The sequence below is a fragment of the Lentzea sp. NPDC092896 genome, assembly GCF_044754905.1.
In the GTDB taxonomy this organism is placed as follows: Bacteria; Actinomycetota; Actinomycetes; order Mycobacteriales; family Pseudonocardiaceae; genus Lentzea.
The window spans coordinates 303,450-320,667 of record NZ_JBIVPX010000008.1 but is presented as its reverse complement, the minus strand read 5'-3'; the positions used below and the strand labels follow the sequence as shown (position 1 = coordinate 320,667).

At 68.7% G+C, this 17,218-nt stretch carries 20 protein-coding genes; 9 read left to right on the top strand and 11 right to left on the bottom strand.

Annotation, left to right across the window (positions count from 1 at the left end; translation table 11 throughout):
* Positions 1-4: 4 nt before the first annotated feature.
* Positions 5-640 carry a GTP cyclohydrolase II gene (gene ribA, locus ACIQF0_RS34205; RefSeq protein ID WP_401036537.1) on the bottom strand — a complete coding sequence of 212 codons (636 nt, stop codon included), beginning with the start codon at positions 638-640 and terminating at the stop codon, positions 5-7.
* A gap of 92 nt (positions 641-732) precedes the next feature.
* Between ribA and ACIQF0_RS34200 the strand changes: the two genes are divergently transcribed.
* From ACIQF0_RS34200 to ACIQF0_RS34185, 4 genes are read left to right on the top strand one after another with little or no spacing between them, the layout of a single operon-like run.
* Positions 733-1,143 (top strand): 6-pyruvoyl trahydropterin synthase family protein, encoded by a 411-nt coding sequence (locus ACIQF0_RS34200; protein ID WP_401036808.1) that lies wholly within the window; start codon positions 733-735, stop codon positions 1,141-1,143.
* Positions 1,097-2,092, top strand: a complete 996-nt coding sequence (locus tag ACIQF0_RS34195; RefSeq protein WP_401036534.1) for a glycosyltransferase family 4 protein — start codon at positions 1,097-1,099, stop codon at positions 2,090-2,092. Before ACIQF0_RS34200 ends, ACIQF0_RS34195 begins: the two co-directional genes overlap by 47 nt.
* A complete protein-coding gene (locus ACIQF0_RS34190) occupies positions 2,089-2,868 on the top strand; it encodes a class I SAM-dependent methyltransferase (protein WP_401036532.1) in 780 nt (259 codons plus the stop codon). The genes ACIQF0_RS34195 and ACIQF0_RS34190 overlap by 4 nt, the downstream gene beginning before the upstream one ends.
* Entirely contained in the window at positions 2,868-3,827 is a 960-nt protein-coding gene (locus ACIQF0_RS34185; protein WP_401036530.1) for a YbhN family protein, read from the top strand. Before ACIQF0_RS34190 ends, ACIQF0_RS34185 begins: the two co-directional genes overlap by 1 nt.
* On the opposite strand, the gene ACIQF0_RS34180 is transcribed toward ACIQF0_RS34185, so the two are convergent.
* Together ACIQF0_RS34180 and ACIQF0_RS34175 are read right to left on the bottom strand one after the other, a co-directional pair.
* Positions 3,744-4,436: a creatininase family protein gene (locus tag ACIQF0_RS34180; protein WP_401036528.1), complete on the bottom strand. Its 693-nt coding sequence runs from the start codon at positions 4,434-4,436 to the stop codon at positions 3,744-3,746. The genes ACIQF0_RS34185 and ACIQF0_RS34180 overlap by 84 nt on opposite strands.
* A complete protein-coding gene (locus ACIQF0_RS34175; protein WP_401036525.1) occupies positions 4,423-5,400 on the bottom strand; it encodes a zinc-binding alcohol dehydrogenase in 978 nt (325 codons plus the stop codon). Before ACIQF0_RS34175 ends, ACIQF0_RS34180 begins: the two co-directional genes overlap by 14 nt.
* Positions 5,401-5,441: 41 nt before the next feature.
* Here ACIQF0_RS34175 and ACIQF0_RS34170 point away from each other — a divergent pair, with 41 nt between their 5' ends.
* Positions 5,442-6,176 carry a CDP-alcohol phosphatidyltransferase family protein gene (locus ACIQF0_RS34170; RefSeq protein ID WP_360039908.1) on the top strand — a complete coding sequence of 245 codons (735 nt, stop codon included), beginning with the start codon at positions 5,442-5,444 and terminating at the stop codon, positions 6,174-6,176.
* The gene (locus ACIQF0_RS34165; RefSeq protein ID WP_401036522.1) at positions 6,169-6,570 is read left to right on the top strand and encodes a DoxX family protein; all 402 of its coding nucleotides are present in this window, start codon (positions 6,169-6,171) and stop codon (positions 6,568-6,570) included. The genes ACIQF0_RS34170 and ACIQF0_RS34165 overlap by 8 nt, the downstream gene beginning before the upstream one ends.
* Here ACIQF0_RS34165 and ACIQF0_RS34160 read toward each other — a convergent pair.
* Complete coding sequence (locus ACIQF0_RS34160; protein WP_401036520.1) at positions 6,560-7,321, bottom strand: RibD family protein; 762 nt, start codon at positions 7,319-7,321, stop codon at positions 6,560-6,562. The two genes, ACIQF0_RS34165 and ACIQF0_RS34160, sit on opposite strands and share 11 nt — an antisense overlap.
* Between ACIQF0_RS34160 and ACIQF0_RS34155 the strand changes: the two genes are divergently transcribed.
* Positions 7,299-8,873, top strand: a complete 1,575-nt coding sequence (locus ACIQF0_RS34155; RefSeq protein ID WP_401036806.1) for a sulfatase — start codon at positions 7,299-7,301, stop codon at positions 8,871-8,873. The two genes, ACIQF0_RS34160 and ACIQF0_RS34155, sit on opposite strands and share 23 nt — an antisense overlap.
* On the opposite strand, the gene ACIQF0_RS34150 is transcribed toward ACIQF0_RS34155, so the two are convergent.
* Positions 8,870-9,388, bottom strand: a complete 519-nt coding sequence (locus tag ACIQF0_RS34150) for a DinB family protein (protein ID WP_401036518.1) — start codon at positions 9,386-9,388, stop codon at positions 8,870-8,872. The genes ACIQF0_RS34155 and ACIQF0_RS34150 overlap by 4 nt on opposite strands.
* A 194-nt stretch (positions 9,389-9,582) precedes the next feature.
* Here ACIQF0_RS34150 and ACIQF0_RS34145 point away from each other — a divergent pair, with 194 nt between their 5' ends.
* Together ACIQF0_RS34145 and ACIQF0_RS34140 are read left to right on the top strand one after the other, a co-directional pair.
* Positions 9,583-10,299 carry a hypothetical protein gene (locus ACIQF0_RS34145; RefSeq protein ID WP_401036516.1) on the top strand — a complete coding sequence of 239 codons (717 nt, stop codon included), beginning with the start codon at positions 9,583-9,585 and terminating at the stop codon, positions 10,297-10,299.
* A 10-nt stretch (positions 10,300-10,309) separates the two neighbouring features.
* Positions 10,310-10,879, top strand: coding sequence for a DinB family protein (locus ACIQF0_RS34140; RefSeq protein WP_401036513.1), 570 nt, complete (start codon positions 10,310-10,312; stop codon positions 10,877-10,879).
* Here ACIQF0_RS34140 and ACIQF0_RS34135 read toward each other — a convergent pair.
* The 6 genes from ACIQF0_RS34135 to ACIQF0_RS34110 are packed head-to-tail and all read right to left on the bottom strand — an operon-like array spanning position 10,810 to position 16,993.
* Positions 10,810-11,931: an MFS transporter gene (locus ACIQF0_RS34135; RefSeq protein WP_401036510.1), complete on the bottom strand. Its 1,122-nt coding sequence runs from the start codon at positions 11,929-11,931 to the stop codon at positions 10,810-10,812. The two genes, ACIQF0_RS34140 and ACIQF0_RS34135, sit on opposite strands and share 70 nt — an antisense overlap.
* Entirely contained in the window at positions 11,931-13,169 is a 1,239-nt protein-coding gene (locus ACIQF0_RS34130; RefSeq protein ID WP_401036508.1) for a YeeE/YedE family protein, read from the bottom strand. Before ACIQF0_RS34130 ends, ACIQF0_RS34135 begins: the two co-directional genes overlap by 1 nt.
* 19 nt (positions 13,170-13,188) lie before the next feature.
* Positions 13,189-13,392, bottom strand: coding sequence for a hypothetical protein (locus tag ACIQF0_RS34125; RefSeq protein ID WP_401036505.1), 204 nt, complete (start codon positions 13,390-13,392; stop codon positions 13,189-13,191).
* 26 nt (positions 13,393-13,418) lie between these two features.
* Positions 13,419-13,559 (bottom strand): hypothetical protein, encoded by a 141-nt coding sequence (locus ACIQF0_RS34120; protein WP_360039932.1) that lies wholly within the window; start codon positions 13,557-13,559, stop codon positions 13,419-13,421.
* 9 nt (positions 13,560-13,568) lie between these two features.
* Positions 13,569-15,176, bottom strand: a complete 1,608-nt coding sequence (locus ACIQF0_RS34115) for a hypothetical protein (RefSeq protein WP_401036503.1) — start codon at positions 15,174-15,176, stop codon at positions 13,569-13,571.
* A complete protein-coding gene (locus tag ACIQF0_RS34110; RefSeq protein ID WP_401036500.1) occupies positions 15,176-16,993 on the bottom strand; it encodes a hypothetical protein in 1,818 nt (605 codons plus the stop codon). The genes ACIQF0_RS34115 and ACIQF0_RS34110 overlap by 1 nt, the downstream gene beginning before the upstream one ends.
* Positions 16,994-17,218 lie beyond the last annotated feature (225 nt).

The window sequence follows — 17,218 nt, the reverse complement described above, 5'->3', positions numbered from 1 at the left end:
ATGGTCAGCGTGCGTGCGGCAGGGTGGTGAACTCGTCGACCTGAGGCAGGTCGTGCCCGAGCCGGTCCCGCTTCGCCGTCAGATAGGCGATGTTGTGGGCGTTCGGGGTCATCAACGACGGCACGCGCGCCGTCACCGAGATTCCGTGGGACTCCAGCGCCGCGATCTTGTCCGGGTTGTTGGACATCAGCCGCACGGACTGCACGCGCAGATGCTTGAGCACGCGGGCCGCGGGGGTGTAGTCGCGCACGTCGACAGGCAGGCCGAGGGACGTGGCCGAGTCCAACGTGTCCATTCCGGCGTCCTGCAGCACGTGCGTGCGAATCTTCGACACCAAACCGATTCCGCGCCCTTCGTGCCCACGCAGGTACACGAGGATGCCGTTGCCCTCACGCACGATGGTGTTCAGCGCGGCGTCGAGCTGCTCGCCGCACTCGCAGCGCATGGCGGCGAAGATGTCGCCGGTCATGCACTCGGAGTGGATGCGCACGAGGACGTTCTCACGCAGCTTCGTCTTGCCGTAGACCAGCGCCATGTGCTCGTGACCGTCCGCGCGGAACGCGACTGCGCGGAAGGTGCCACGCCGTGTCACCAGATCGGACTCCGCAACGTCTTCCTCGTTGAAGGCCTGTTCGAACATCTCCGGTCCCCTTGTCGCCAGGCGCCTTCCGAACGTGCAGCTACGCTCGGATGGAGGTCGCACCGTAACCCGACCGCACAGCGGAGGTCATCCTGTTCAGCATCACCGTCCGCGATCACGTGATGATCGCCCACAGTTTCCGCGGCGAAGTCTTCGGTCCGGCACAACGTCTGCATGGAGCAACGTTCCTGGTGGACGCAACGTTCAAACGTGCTGAGCTCGATTCGGACAACATCGTCGTCGACATCGGACTCGCCACCCAGGAGCTGAACAAGGTCCTGGCCGCCTTCAACTACCGCAATCTGGACGAAGAACCCCAGTTCGCGGGCATCAACACCTCCACGGAGTGGCTCGCGAAACACATCGCGGACCAGCTCGCGGACAAGATCTCCGAGGGCTCTCTGGGTGAGGGCGCTCACGGGATCGATGCGATCGCCGTCACACTTCACGAGTCCCATGTGGCGTGGGCCGGCTACGAACGTGCACTTCGTCCTTCCGTCTGACGTCGAGGATGCGGGCAGTCCCAGCGGCGGCAACGTCTACGACCTGCGTGTGAGCGCGGGCCTGAACCGCCTGACCGTCGCTGGTGACTGGCCGCGTCCGAGCGACACCACCGCGTTGCGGCAAACGCTTGCGGCGATCCCAGACGGCGCTGTCGTGCTCCTCGACGGCCTGGTCAGCTGTGGAGTACCCGAAGTCGTAGTCCCTCACGCCGAACGGCTCAGACTCGCTGTGCTCGTGCACCTGCCGCTTGCCGACGAGACAGGTCTGGACCCCGAGACCGCACGCGTCCTCGACGCCTGCGAGGGGCAGGTCCTGAGAGCCGTCAGCGCGGTCATCGCGACCAGCCCGACGGCCGCGCGCGACGTCGCGCGAAGGCACGGGCTCGACCACGTGCACGTCGTCGTCCCCGGCACCGATCCGGCGCCACTGGCGCGGGGCACGGACGGTGTCCACCATCTGCTCTGCGTCGCGTCCATCACACCCCGCAAAGGCCACGACCTGCTGGTCAGCGCGTTGCGGCGGATCGAACACGACTGGCGGCTGACGTGCGTGGGCCCGCACCGGCCGTTCCTGCGCGAACTCCCGCGAGACGAGCGCGTCAGCTTCCCGGGGCCACTCGCCGGCAAGGCCCTGACCAGCGCATATGACCGAGCGGACCTCTTCGTCCTGGCCTCTCGGAACGAGACCTACGGCATGGTCGTCACCGAGGCCCTCGCCCACGGTCTGCCGGTCATCGCGAGCGCTGTCCCGGACGCACTCGGCGACGGCGGTCTGCTCATTCCCGCCGGGGACGAAAATGCATTGGAAGCTGCGCTAACGCGCTGGTTCCAAGATCAGGAATTCCGGGCTGAGCTGCGCTCGAGGGCGCTCGCCCGACGGGCCGTTCTGTCCACTTGGGACGAATCCACAGAGGACCTCCGGAGGGTGCTGGCTACGCTCCGGCCATGACCTTCGCCCCGGAATGGCTGGCACTGCGGGAAAACGCCGACGCACAGGCACGCTCGACCGAGCTCGCCGACGTGGTCCGCGAAACTCTGGTGAACCGAAACCCCCTGACGATCCGTGACCTCGGTTGTGGAACGGGATCGATGGGACGATGGCTCGCCGGGAGGCTCGGCGGCGTGCAGCACTGGGTGCTGCACGACCGCGACCCCCGGCTGCTCGGGCTGGCCGAGGCCGGCATGAGCGCCATGGAGAACGTCACCGCCGAGACGCGTGAGGGCGACCTCACGTCCCTCAAAGCCGCCGACATCGCGGGCGCTGACCTGGTCACTTGTTCCGCGTTGCTCGACTTGCTCACTACTAACGAGATGAACGCTCTGGCGGTTGCATGCGTAGAAGCACATGTGCCCGCTCTGTTCACGCTCTCGGTGGCAGGCCGGATCGACATCGATCCGGCCGAGCCGCTCGACGCCGCCTTCCAGGACGCGTTCAACGCTCACCAGCGCCGCGTCGTGGACGGGCGCCGTCTGCTCGGACCTGATGCTCCAGCCGCTGCCGAAGAGGCATTCGTGGCAGCCGGCGCTTCGGTTCGGACGGCTCAGAGCCCCTGGCGGATGCACGGCGACGCCCTGCAGTCCGAGTGGCTGAAGGGCTGGGTCGACGCCGCGGTGGAGCAGGAACCCACACTCGCCACCGAGGCCTCCGAGTACCTGCGCCGCAGGTCAACGGCCTCCGTGACAGTCCACCACGTCGACCTGCTAGCGATACCGAGGTCTGTCTGATGAAGAAGTTCTGGCCGTGGCTTCGCCTGGTGCTGGCGTTGGCGATCCTGGTCGGCCTGGGCGTGCGCCTGGGCACCGGGGCGTTCCTCGACGGACTGCGGGCGATCGACGCGTTCTCCGTCGCCGCCGCACTGGCGATCGGGCTCGTGACGACGGTGCTCAGCGCGGGTCGCTGGGTCCTCGTCGCGCGTCGCCTCGGCCTGCCGCTGTCCATGAGGTCCGCGGTCAGCGACTACTACCGCGCTCAGCTCGTCAACGCCGTGCTGCCCGCCGGCGTGCTTGGCGACGTGCATCGCGCGGTCAACCACGGCCGTGAGTCGGGCGACGTCGGACGGGGCGTGCGCGCCGTGTTCTTCGAGCGCTTCGCCGGCCAGATCGTGCTCATCGGGATCGGGCTCGCGGTGCTGCTCACGCACCCCGCGCCCGGCCTCGACCTCGCGCCGGACGGCACCACCGCCGGGCTCGTTCTCGCCGGTCTGGCCATCGCCGCGGTCGTCGGCTGGCAGATCGGGCCGGTGCGCCGCGTCCTGGTCAACACCCTCGCCGACGGCATCAGGCTGCTGTCCTTCCGGACCTGGCCCGCGGTCATCGGACTGTCGGCCGCCACCGTCGCCGGGTACGTCGCGATGTTCCTGGTGGCCGCCCGCGCCGCCGGGTCGAACGCCACGATCGCCCAGCTCGCGCCGGTCGTCGTGCTGGCGCTGCTGATCATGGCCATCCCGGTGAACATCGGCGGGTTCGGCCCGCGCGAGGCGTTCCTCGCCGTGGCGTTCGGTGCCGCCGGTCTGGGCGCCGCGCAGGGCTTCACCACGGGCATCGTCTACGGCGTGCTGGCGCTCATCGCCGCGCTGCCGGGTGCGGTCGTGCTCTTCCTGTCACGCCGGAAGACCGAAGAGGTCCAGGTAGTGACGGAACGACTCGGCGAGTCCCGCGAGCAGGAGCTCGCCCTTGCGCGCTGACGCGAGCGAGGGCCGCCCGATGACGCCGGAGGACGTGTACGGCGCCAGACCCAGGGTGAGCATGTGCCGCCGGTCCTCAGCCAGGTGGTCAGAGCCTTCATAACCGGGACGGATCAGATCGGGGTGCGCGTGCAGCAGGATCGAGGTCTCCAGCTCACCGGCGTGCATGTCGCTGTACGCCGAGGTCTCGATGCTGGCCTTCTCCCGCGCGAACGCCCAGTCGTCCCGTCCCGGGAACAACGCCAGACCCTCGCCCTCCTGCACGATGTTCGACAGCACGTAGTTGCCGCCGTGGCCGTTGACCAGCACCAGGTTCGTGACACCGTTGCGCCGCAAGGACTCCGCGATGTCCGTGACCACTGAGATCAATGTGCGCGCGGAGATGCTGACAGTCCCCGGCCAGTCGGCGTGCTCCTGCGAGCAGGAGAACTGGATCGGCGGCAGCAGCCGGACCTCGGGGTGCCTGGCCGCGATCTCCGACGCGATGGTCCAGGCGATCACCGAGTCCGTGGCCAGCGGCAGGTGCGGGCCGTGCTGCTCGGTGCTGCCGACCGGGAGCACGGCCACGCTCTTACCCCGGACGTCGACCGTGGTGTCACTCGGAAACATGAGCCTGACCGTAGTCAATCCGGTGGCACAGCGCCGGAATCTCGCCGTCCGCGAGCTTCGGCATCACGTCCGGGAGCTCCTCGAACGAGCTGTGGCCGGTGATCAGCGCGTCGAACCTGGCGTCGGCCAGCAGATCCAGCGCGACCGCCATGCGTTCGGCGTAGCTGCGGTCGGGACGGCCGACCGCGCCGACCTGGCTGCTGCGGATCGTGAGCCGGCGCGAGTGGAAGAACTCGCCCAGCGGCACGGAGATCTTCCTGTCGCCGTACCAGCTCAGCTCGATCACGCGGCCCTCCGGCGCGAGCAGGTTCAACGCCGTGGTGAGGCCGGGCTCGGTCGCACTGGCGTGGAAGACCAGATCGCAGCCGTCGAGAGCGTTGCCCGGCAAGGCGAATCCGACACCGAGCTCGCGGGCAACGGTTTCCCGAGCCGGATCGGCGTCCACGAGCTCGACGCGGGCACCGGGGAACGTCGCCAGCACGGCCGCGATGCTCGACCCGACCATACCGCCGCCGACCACCGCGATCCGGTCGCCGATCAACGGACGCGCGTCCCACACGGCGTTGACCGCGGTCTCGACCGTGCCCGCCAGCACGGCCCGTTCGGCCGGAACCGCCTCCGGCACGAGCGTGACCGCGGTTTCCGGGACGACGTAACGAGTCTGATGTGGATAGAGGCAGAACACCGTGCGCCCGCGCAGGTTCCCGGTTTCCACGACGCCGACGTTGAGGTACCCGTACTTCACCGGCCACGGGAAGTCGCCCTCCTGGAAGGGGGCCCGCATGACCGCGTACTGGTTCTCCGGCACGCCACCGCGGAACACGAGGGTCTCCGTGCCGCGGCTCACGCCGGAGAACAGCGTGCGCACCTCGACCTCACCGGGACCGGGCTCGGCCAGTGTGACCTGCCGAACTTCCCCTTTTCCCGATTCATTGAGCCAAAAGGCACTCGCCGTACGTGTCACTCACAACACCTCCGCCGCACGAAGTTCGTTAGGGGCACCTGATGATCACACTTCAGCACACCAGGACGGCACCCGTCCTGCGGGAGCCTGCCATCTGGGCAGGGCTTCAGGTCCTCGCGCTGGGCGTGGTCGGTGCCACAGCCGGTCTCGGGCCGCTCGGCTGGGCCGCCGGTCTGGCCTACGGGTTCGCCACGTGGGCGTTCCTCGGCTACGGCATGCAACGGCACCGCACCTCGGCGTTGGGGCCGGCTGACCGGGTCACGCTGGCCCGCGGCCTGATGGTCGGCGCGGTCACCGCCCTGGTCGCGGACCGCGCAGGGCAGGACGTGCCGGTCGCGCTGGTCGTGACGCTGGCCGCCGTCGCGTTGTCACTCGACTGGGTGGACGGTCAGGTCGCTCGCCGCACGGGCACCTCGACCGCGCTGGGTGCCCGGTTCGACATGGAGGTCGACGCGTTCCTGATCCTCGTGCTCAGCGCGTACGTCGCCGTGCACCTGGGTCCGTGGGTGCTCGCGATCGGGCTCATGCGGTACGTGTTCGTGGCCGCTTCCTGGGGTTTGCGCTGGATGAACGCGCCGCTGCCGGGCAGCTACGCCCGCAAGGTCGTGGCCGCGGTCCAAGGGATCTTCCTCGTCGTGGCGGCCTCGGGCCTGCTGCCGTACGCGGCCGTCCTCGTCGGTCTCGCGCTGGCATCGCTGGTGTGGTCGTTCGGTCGCGATGTGCTCTGGCTGTGGACCAACGCCGCTGTCCGAGTGGGACAATCCCGCCATGTCTGAGCAGACCTCGACCACGGCGAAGATCGGCAACATCGTCGTCTGGATCCTGCAGATCGTGCTCGCCGTGCAGTTCGTGATGAACGGCTACGCGTTGTTCACCGACTCGTTCGTCGCCAAGTTCGACGACATCGGCTTCGGCCAGTGGTTCCGGTACTTCACCGGCGTGCTGGAGATCGGCACCGCGATCGGCCTGCTCATCCCGCCCATCTGCGGCCTCGCGGCGCTGGGCCTCGCGGGCATCATGGCCGGCGCGGCGCTGACCGAGCTCACGCTGGTCACCAACGGCGGCTTCGACGACGCGCTGATGCCGCTGATCTTCATGGTGTGGGCGCTGGTGATCGCGGTCTACCGCCGCGAGCAGATCCTCGGCGCGCTGAAGCTCGTCAGGAAGTGACTTTCGGGAAGTAGCGGAGCACCGCGACGTCCCCGACTTTCGTGACGTCCTCCAGGTGGAATCGGCGTGCCGGTCCACCGGGGAATTCGGCGGGATTCACGAAACGCGGGGCCGTCGCCTGTCCGATCAGCATCGGTGCCACCGCCACCCGGATCTCGTCGGCCAGTCCGGCTTCGAGGAACGCCGTGTGAATGCTCGTGCCGCCTTCGACCATGAGCTTTCTCACTCCACGCGCGCCGAGATCGTCCAGGATTTCTGAAAAGTCACTGAAGGTCTTCGTTTCGGCGAGGTGCCCGACCGTGGTCTCGGCGCTGCGCGAGTAGACCAGCCGCTCACCACCGCAGTGCCAGAACCGCAGGTCAGGATCCAGTTGGCCGCTGCGGGTGACCGTGACTCGCAACGGGAACTCGGGTTTGCCGTCCGCTATTCTCCGCGCGCGCCGTTCGTCGCTGTAGACGAGCAGCCGCGCGTTGTCGCGCCGCAACGTCTCGGCCCCGGCCAGAATCGCGTCCGACTCCGCGCGCATCCGGTCGACGTGATCGAAGTCCTCGTCGTTGGAAAGCGGAAACCTCTCGGTGCCGCGATCGTCGATGTGGCCGTCGAGGCTGACGGCGACGCTCAGCAGAACGTGCGGGCGGGTCACGAGAACCGATCGTAGAGCAGGTGAACCGTTCGCGGGCCGCGCCGCGTTTACCTCATAGGGTCTGGAAAGGGGAGTCTCGGTGAGGATGTTGCTGCGGCGGACGGTCACGGTCCTGGCAGGGCTGTTCGTGTTGTTCGTGCTCATCGCACCGAGCGACCTCGAGAAGTTCTCCTTCGAGGCGTTCCTGAGGGTGCCGCTCGAAGGTCTCATCGGCGTGATGGTGCTGGTGCTGCTGCCGGACCGGTTCCGCAGGCCCGCGGCCATCGCCGGTGGCGTCGCGCTGGGCCTGTTCACGGTCGTGAAGATCATGGACATCGGCTTCGACATGGTGCTGTACCGGCCGTTCGACCTCGTGCTGGACTGGCCGTTGCTGGTGCCCGCCATCGACTTCGTGGACGTGACGTTCGGCCGCTTCGCCTCCGTCCTGGCGGTCGGACTCGCGGTCGCGCTGGTCGGCGGAATCGTGTTCGTGGCGGCGATCTCGGTGCAGCGCCTCAGTTCGGTGGCCGCCGGACGGCGCCCGATCGCGATCCGCGCCGTGGCTCTGGTCGCGGTCGCCTGTGTTTCGCTTGCCGTGCCAGGAGTTCCGGTCTACTCCGACGCCGCAGCCACGTCGTTGGTGGATCACGCGCGCCGCGTTCAGGCAGGTCTGAACGACAAGGAGGTGTTCGCGGCGGAGGCTTCGGTCGACGCGTTCCGCGGGCATCCCGGGCTGTTGTCCTCGTTGCAGGGCAAGGACGTCGTCTTCACGTTCGTGGAGAGCTACGGCAAGTCGGCGCTCGACATGCCGGACGTCGCGTCGAAGCTGGCTCAGGGCAATGATCGCCTGAAGACGGCCGGCTACTCGGCTCGTTCCGCGTACCTGACCTCGCCGACCGCGGGCGGTGGCAGCTGGATGGCGCAGGCGACGTTGCTGTCCGGGCTGTGGATCGACAACCAGCAGCGCTACCGCAACCTCGTGGCCTCCGACCGGCTGACGCTGCCGCGCGCGTTCCGCGAGTCGTCGTGGCGCTCGGTCGGTGTCGTCCCGGGCATCACGCAGGCGTGGCCGGAGGGCGACTTCTTCCACTACAACCAGATCTACGCCGCCCAGGACCTCGGTTACAAGGGACCGCGCTTCGGCTACGCGACGACCCCTGACCAGTTCACCTTGGAGTCGTTCCAACGCAACGAGCGCTCGAAGGCGCACAGCCCGGTGATGGCGGCGATCCCGATGGTGTCCTCGCACGCGCCGTGGTCACCGACGCCGGACTCCGTGGAGTGGGACGAGCTCGGTGACGGCTCGATCTACTCGACCATGCCCGCCTCGAACGACCCGCCGGAGTCGATCTTCGGCCGCGACCCGGCGGCCGTGCGCGCCGACTACGCGCACTCCATCTCGTACTCGCTCGAGTCCGTGCTCTCCTACATCGAGAAGTACGGCGACGAGAACCTGGTGATGGTGTTCCTCGGCGACCACCAGCCCGCGCAGATGGTGACCGGCGAAGGAGCGTCGCGGGACGTGCCGATCACCATCGTCGCCAAGGACCCGGCCGTGATGGAGCGGGTCGCGGACTGGAAGTGGGACGACGGGATCAAGCCGGGAGGGTCGGCCCCGGTGTCGCGGATGAGCGACTTCCGGGACCAGTTCCTCTCGACCTTCTCGCCGCCGAAGGCTTAGCCCATGGTCTTCTGACCGTCGATCGTCTCGCGGATGATGTCCGCGTGGCCCGCGTGCTGCGAGGTCTCGGCGACGATGTGCACGAACACGCGCCGCGCCGACCACGTCTTGCCCTCGGGGAACCACGGGGCGGACGGCAGCGCGTGGGAGAGGTCCATGTCGACCGTCTCGACCAGCTTGTCGGTGTAGGCCGCGATCTCGTTGTACTGGGCGATGATGCTCTCCAGCGTCTCGCCCGGCTCCATCCGGAACGTGCGCGCGTGGTTCTCGTAGTCCTCGGACTCCGGGTCGGTCTCCATGGCCGCGGTGCCCTGCTCGATGAACCGCACCCAGCTCTGCTCCACCGTGCCGACGTGCTTGATGAGCCCGCCGATGCACAGAGCGCTGGCCGTCGGGCTCGACGCCGCCTGCTCGTCGCTCAGACCCTGCGCGGTGAACGTCAGGAACCAGCGGTGCTGATTGAGGGTTTCGAGGAGGTCCGCGCGCTCGCCGGTGAGGGTCTCGGTGGTGGTCATCGCTTCTGTCCTTCGCTCGTTTGTCCCGACATGAACGACTCTAGGACCACTTGAGGTCAGCTTGTGTCCTAGACGATGGGCCGCTCTAGCGAAACTTGAGCGCCGTTCAAGCGATACGCAGCTGACCTGTGGTCACTGTCCGTGAATCAGTCGAAAGTGCTTTGTTCGGGCCCGAAGTCGAGCATCATCTCGGGATGCGCCTGGCCCTGTCCCTGCTCCTCGTGCTGACCGCATGCTCGACCACGCCCGCTGATCCGGTGGCCCTGCTCCGGGAGTGGCAGCAGACCGCCCAGAGGCAGGGATCGGTGCGGTTCGACGTCAGGATCGAGGTCGAGGGCAAGGATTCGCGCAGGCAGACCTACGCGGGCGTGCTCCACGTCGGCAACGGCGGTGCCACGACGCAGGAGGACGTGACCGCGCACGTCGAGAACAGGTACCGCACCACCGACTACCGCTGGGTGACCGTGGGCGACGTCGGGTACCTGCAGCACAGCGGGCTCACCCTGCCGCCGGGCAAGGCCTTCACCAGCATGGGACTCAACGACGCGCCCTGGGTGGGGCCGTACGCCAGGGACCTGTCGATGGCCACGCAGGACTACCACCCCGGCAACCTGTTCGGAGACGTCGACCGCGACACCCTCCGCCTCATCGAACGGGACGGCGGCCGGTACGTGTTCGCAGCGGGCGGAGTGCCGCACTCGGGCGGCTACACCAACGGCGACGTCCGTCTCGTCGTCGAGGTGGACGACGAGAACCGGGTGGTCCGGGTCGAGCAGAGCGGGCCGTCGCCCGACAAGCAGCAAGCGCGGCTCACGGCCGTGTACAGCCAGTGGGGGACTGCACCGGACGTGCTGAGGCCTCCCCAGGAGACCGTGGCGAAACCGAAGGAAGTCGTCGCCGTCCAGCGTTAGTGTCGAGGCCATGATTTCCGAGGACCTCCAGCGCTATCTGCAGGCTTGCCGCGACTCGATCGTGTCCTCTTTGGACGGACTCGCCGAGTACGACGTCCGGCGACCGCTCGTGCCCAGCGGCACCAACCTGCTCGGTCTGGTGAAGCACCTCATCGGCATCGAGTTCGGGTATCTGGGCGCGAGCGCGGGCCGCCCGGCGCCGGTCACGCTGCCGTGGGTCGAGGACAAGTCGATCTGGGAGAACGGCGACATGTGGGCCAAACCCACGGAGAGCCGCGAGTACCTCGTCGACCTGTACCGCCAGGCCTGGAAACACTCCGACGAGTCGATCGCGGAACTGCCGCTGGACGCGCCCGCCGAGGTCGAGTGGTGGCCGGAGCACAAGCGGCAGACGACGTTCGGGCACCTGCTCGTGCGGGTCACGGCGGAGACCGCGCAGCACGCCGGGCACTGCGACATCGTGCGGGAGCTCGTCGACGGGCGGTCCGGCGCGGACAACCCCGACGGCTACTACGACCTGGTCCTGAGCATGGCGAGCGCGCCGACCACCGGCCCCGGTACGAGCAACAAGAACGCGTAACGCCAGGTCACGACCTCGGCGAGCAGCGGAACGAGCTGGATGCTGACCACGGTCAGGCCGAACCCGACGGCGGTCAGCGCGGTGAGGGCCGTCCCGACGTAGCGAGGGTCGGCGACCTCGCTCAGCGACGCCGAGAACACCCCGGAGTCCGCGATCACCGAGGCGCCCCACACCGCGCAGAACGCGATCAGCAGCGGCGTTCCCCAGACCAGCGGCGAGAGCAGGCAGCAGAGCCCGCTCACCGTCAGCGCCCCGACGGCGGCGGGCGCGCGGCCGAACCGGTCCGCCGCCCAGCCGCCCACCAGGCAGCCGGCGAACCCCGCCACGCCCATCGTCAGGAACACGGTGAGACCGACGGGTTCACCCGAGCTCAGCAGGAACGTCGGCAGCCACGTCCACAGCGCGTACAGCTCCCACATGTGGCCGAAGTAGCCGAGGTTCACCAGCCGCGGCTTGCGCTCGCGGAACATCTGCACGGCATAACGCGGGTTGAGCTGCGCGGTCGTCCCACTCACGAACGGCCCCGGCCGCACGAACAGAAGCGCGACCACGGCACCGAGGAACGCGATCAGCGCGGCCGCGACGAGCACCTCGCGCCACGGCAGCCGCCCGAACACGTGGGGGAGCGCCGACCCCAGTGTCAACGCTCCGATCAGCACCCCCAGCGCACGGCCGCGGGTGCGGGTCTCCGACCAGGACGCCATCAGCTTCATGCCCACCGGGTAGACGCCCGCGAGCGCCACCCCGGTCAGGAACCGCAACGGGATCGCGGCGGCCAGCCCGTCCACGAACAGCCCGAGCACCAGCGTGAAGGCCGCACCCAAGGCCGCCGAACCGGCGATCAGCAGGTGCGGGCGGACGCGGTCGGCCAGGTTGAGCACCGTGGCCCCGACCGCGCCCACCACGAACCCGAGCTGCACGGACGCGGTCAGCCACACCGCCGCGCCCGCGCTGATGCCCCACTCGACCCGCAGGGAGGGAACGACGGCGGACATCGAGAACCACACGGCCAGACCGAGGACCTGGACGAGTGCGATGGCCGCCCGTCTCATTAGCAGACCGAGTCGCTCGGCTGCGGGTTCGCGAGCCCGAACAACGGCCGCAACCTCAGCCCGATCCACGTGCCGCCCAGCGCGAACACGCCCCACAGCCACCCGTGCAGCGACCCGACGGAGATGCCGCCGAGGTACGCGCCGATGTTGCAGCCACCGGCGAGCCGAGCGCCCACGCCCATCAGCACACCTCCCAGCACCGCCGCGAGCGCCGTCCGCCACGGGATGCTGCTGTGAATCTTCCACGCTCCGGCCGCCGCCGCAGCGATGGCGGCGCCGATCATGATGCCGATGTTCGTCAGCGACGTCTTGTCCGTCCAGATCGGAGCGGCGAGCGCCTTGGCGTTGGCAGGCGTCTGCCAGAACTCCCACGCCTCGGGGTGCAGCCCGAGCAGCTGCACGACCTTCGCACCCCACAGCGCGAACGCGAACGTGACGCCCCAGATACCACCGGACACCAGGAACACCGCCGCCGCCAGCACGCCGAGCACCAGCGCGCCGACCAGCAGAGGCCACGAACCACGGACCACGCGGGCGAGCCCGTGCGCGGTCGGCACCACGTCGGCCGGCGGCGGGTTGCGACGGGCCTGCGCCAGCCGCGTCACGAAGAAGATGGCCGTGAGCGCCGCGATCGTGATGAGCCACGAACCCCACCAGCCGACGTGCTCGGACAGCACCACGGCGGGGAACGCGGGCCAGCCGTCGAACAGCGGGAACGCCCAGGTGTAGAGCACGGACCCGGCGATGAAACCGAACAGCGTCAGCACGATCGTCGACTGCCCCGACCCGACCGCGAACAACGTGCCGGACGCACAGGCGCCGCCGAGCTGCATGCCGATCGCGAACAGCACCGCGCCCACCAGCAACGCCAGTCCCAGGGGATTGCCCACGGCCTTGGGCACCGACCCGAAGAGCCCGGAGCCGGTCGAGATGATCAACGCGATCAGCGTGGCCGCCGTGCCGAGCAGCACGGTGTGAGCGCGCAGCCCCGCCCCGTTGCCCACGGCGATCAGCTGCCGCCACGCCGAGGTGAAACCGAAGCGGGAGTGGAACAACGCCAGGCCCAGCGCCAGGCCGAGCGCGAGCAACACGCCCTGCTTGGCGCCGTAGGAGGCCCACACGAACCAGGTCAGGCCGACCGCCAGGAGCCCGGCGACGACCAGCGGGACGGTGCGGACCGGTTCCTCCGGAGAGGGGACCGGGGCCGCGCACGATGTCGGGAAGTACTGCGTCGTCACCGGGAACTCCTGAACGGGACTAGTTGGGGATGATGAAGTTGGGGGCCTTGACCACGGACTCGATCAGCCCGAAGACCGGGACGCCCAGCGGCGCGGTCGTCCACTTGTTGTTGAGGTCACTGGTGTCCGGCTTGTCCACGACCACCGGGTCGGCGAGCGCGGGCGAGGCGAAACCGGCGAGCACGGCACCGCTGAGCACAGCCGCCGCAACGATCTTCTTCATGGAACTTCCTTTCCTGGAGGGAAAAATCAGCCGCCGACGAACTTGAGCAGTTCGAAGATCGGTGCCAGAGCGGCGGGAACGCCGATCGTCGGGTCGAGCACGGAGCCCAGGTCGAGTCCGGGCAGGACCCAGATCGGCACGGACTCGGTGAGGAACTGCGTCGCCATCTCTCTCCTTCACGACAGCACCGGACTGACCGGTACGACGGTGGCTTTCGGGACCCATTGCCCCGCCAGCTCTTCCTGCATGGGCATGCCGGGACCGTGCGCCTCGCCCGGTCCCATCGGCATCGCGGTCACCTGCGCGACCGCGTAGATCTGCACCTGGTCGCCGGCGGACTGACCGCCCAGCCACGACCGGAACCCCGCGGGCGTCGGGTTCGCGCCACCGAACTCGTTGCCGATCTCGATCGCGTAGCCGATCGGCAGCTGTTCGCGCGGGTCGAACCGCAGAGGCACGGCCAACGTGGTCACCGAGGTCGCGATGGGGGTCGTCAGCAACCACGGCGCGACGTACAGGCCGTGCGGGTAGACCGGGCTTTCCGCCTGCTCGACGCCCGCCCGTGACAACGCCCTGTACCCGTCCGACCAGCCGGACAGCACCACCAGCGCGTCGCCGGAATCGCTCACCGGCAGGGAGGAACGCACCAGCGCGGCGGCCCGGACGCCGCGCGGTGTGCCGTCCTCGACGAGCTTGACGCTGGTGACGCCCTTGTTCTTCAGGAACGTCACCAGCTTCGCCAGCGAGTCCGCGTCCTCAGTGGACAGTTCGTCGGCCGGGCACGACGTGAGCACGTCCCGCCGGCCGCTCACCAGACCACCGAGAGCCGCGGACGCGCACTCCTCGCCGGCCGCCGGACCAGGCGCTGTTCCGGTGTCGAACGAGACCCCGAAGTCGTCCTCGCCCGTGACCACCGTGATCTCGCCACGCCCGGCCGGCAGGTCGACCAGAGCCCACGTGCCGTCCGCGCCCGCCGAGGGCACGGCCGCGATCTCCGGCCCGTCCCCGACCTTCACCCGGTGGTTCCCGGACGGGAAGTGCACCAGGTTCTGGCCGGGCCGGTGCGGGCTGATCAGCACCGGAACGCCGCCCGCCGACGTCAGCACCGGAACACCGGGAATCGGGAGCTCCTGCGGCGAGGGGATCGCGGCCAGCCCGCTCCAGGCGAGCAGCGAGGCCGCGACCACAGGAGTTCCGTACCGGCGAATCCCCAGTGCTGCCAACGGAAGCAGCACCACGACCACCAGCCCGAGGCCGAGCACCGTCTCGTGGATCCGCCGGTCGAACGCGAGCCCGGAAGACACCAGCCGCACCAGACCCGCCAACGCCAGCACGACACCCAGCGACAGCGCGTGCTGCCGGAAACGAGCGCCCGGAGCCAGCGTCAGCGCCACCCACGCGACCGCACCGGCCACGTAGACGGTGTTGGCCACCAACAGCAGGCCGGAGTCCCCCACGGAGGTCTCGATCACCAGCAGCAACGTCAGCGCGGCCGCCACCCACCGGGCAGCGGGTTTGCCCAGCAGCACCGGCACAAGCACCACCAGCACGCCGTGCGCCACCGCGCCGAGCACGTGCGCGTCGAACGCCACGAGTGACACCGTGGCGAGCCCGGCAGCGACCGCCGCGAGTGCGAAGTTCGCGGCCCTCACCCATTTCGGGACCGTGACCGCGAGACCGGAGCCCGCGATCAGGGCCGACACGAGCAGCAGTGCGAGCCGCACGACGACGACCCAGACCGAGACGCCCTCGGCGGCGTCGAAACCTCCGTGGGGATGATCCATTACTTCACGTCCGCATCCGCGATCACGAACAGCTCGGAGTGCGGCTTCGCGTTGCCGAACGGGCCGTGCGGCCAGTCCTTGCGGTTGAAGTTGATGCCGACCTGGCCGGAGAACTCGTCCTTGAACGACGTGTCCAGCGCGAGTTGGCCGTTCGGGCCGATCTTCACGATGTTGACCTTGTGGTCACCGTCGAGACCGGTGCGCGCGACGAAGTAGTTCGACACCGCGATGCGCTTCGGCGAGGTGATCTCGCGGTAGAAGCCGTCGGAGCCGAGCTCGAAGTTGTCGTACGCGCCCCAGTGCGGACCCGCGGCGGGCGTGCCGGGGTTGATCGGGACGGCACCGGCGAGCGACGGGCAGTCGGACTCGGCGCCACCGTTCTGCGCCTCGGCCAGCGTGTCGATGCGGCACTTGAAGTTCGTGCCCGCCGCGAGCAGCTTCTCGATGTTCAGCACGTACACGCCACCGGTGGTGCCGGGGTCGTTCGGGCCGAGCGCGCCCTTGCCCCGTCCGGAAATGGCGCGGTAGAGGTACTTGTCGTCGGGCGAGGTCTGGATCCACCCGCCGTTCGAACCGCCGCCGTTCGAGTCGTTGCCCGCGTGGATCGCCTTGCCGGCCGATCCGTCGTCGAACACCTCGTACCAGTGCGGCTCGGCGGCCGTGATGTCCGGCGTGTAGTGCACCGCGCCGCCCTGCATGGTCTGGGCGAACGCGCCCTTGTGACCGGGCAGGTTCGTCACCGTCGTCTCCATGACCGCGCGGCTCTCCTGGTGCAGCGGGTCGGCGGGATCGGAACGGGGACCGTTCTGCAGGTAGCTCACGGCCCTGAGCTTCGGGTTGTTCCGGTCGGAGATGTCCCACGTGCGCACCGTCGGGCGACGCAGGTAGGGCGAGGGCGCCTTGACCGGGTCGAGAATGATGTTGCGCGGCTCGGCGTAGTCCGAGGTCACGAGGATGTTCAGGTCCTCACGGGCCTGGATGCCGTGAGGGTTCGCACACGAAGGAGCGCCGAGCCGTGGCAGGTTCGCGCACAGCTTCGGGTCGTCGCCCTGAGGTGTCGCCGCCGACACCTGGGAGAGCACCTTGCCGTTTTCGTCGAACCGCAGCAACGCGCCGGGCGAGCCCGCGAAACCGTTGCCCACCACGGTCTGCCCGTTGCCGTAGATGTACGGACCAGGCACCACGGGGCCGCCCATGTAGGTGCCGTAGGCCGTGCCGTCCTTCAACGTCCAGTAGGCGTCCGGAACCGAGCCGCCGAGCGTGTTCGTCGGCAGGCTGATTCCCTTGAGCTTCAACTGGGGCAGTGCGCTCACGTCGAACGCGTAGGTGGCCGCCGCGAACAGCGCGCCCGCGTAGATCGTGTCGCCCTTGTGCCACACGTACTGCATGTGGTGCGGCTCGTTCTCGACCAACGGCCCGACGGTCGCGGTGTTCACGACCTTGCCGTAGTCCGGCGAGCCCTCCGTCGCGTCGATGACCGCGAGGAAGTCAGGCCCCGGCAGCGCGTTGGTGACCTTGCCGAGCCCGCCGGTCAGCGATCCCGGCAGATTCTTGAGGTCCTTGACGAGCGTGTCCGCGATGTTCTCGTCTCCAGCCCAGACGAGAAGCCACTTCTTCCGTTCGCCACTGCTGCTGCGCGTTTGTGCCTGCGGGGTGAGGTGGTTCTTCACCCAGTACTGCTTGCCGTCCGACGCGGTCTTGCTGTCCACGAACGTCTGCACATCGGCATAAGCGGGGGAGTTGTCCCCGCTGGCCGTGACCACACCGGCCGCGAGTACCGCAACAGCGGCTCCGGCCAGAGTTTTTCGCCATCGCATTGCGTTGTTCTCCTTGTTTCGGGCATGCCGAATTCGCCGGGTGAACGGTTGCGGCACGGCAACCGGCCCGGACGTCTCAATACAAATGCGGAGAGGTGCTCAGAAGGAGCGACAGAGCGCGCTGGCCTGGTGACCCAGGTCCACGTGAAGGCGTCCTACCAGGACGACACCGGTGCGCATGGCGCTGAGGATCTCGATAGTCGGCCGATGTTGTCAATCTGGTGA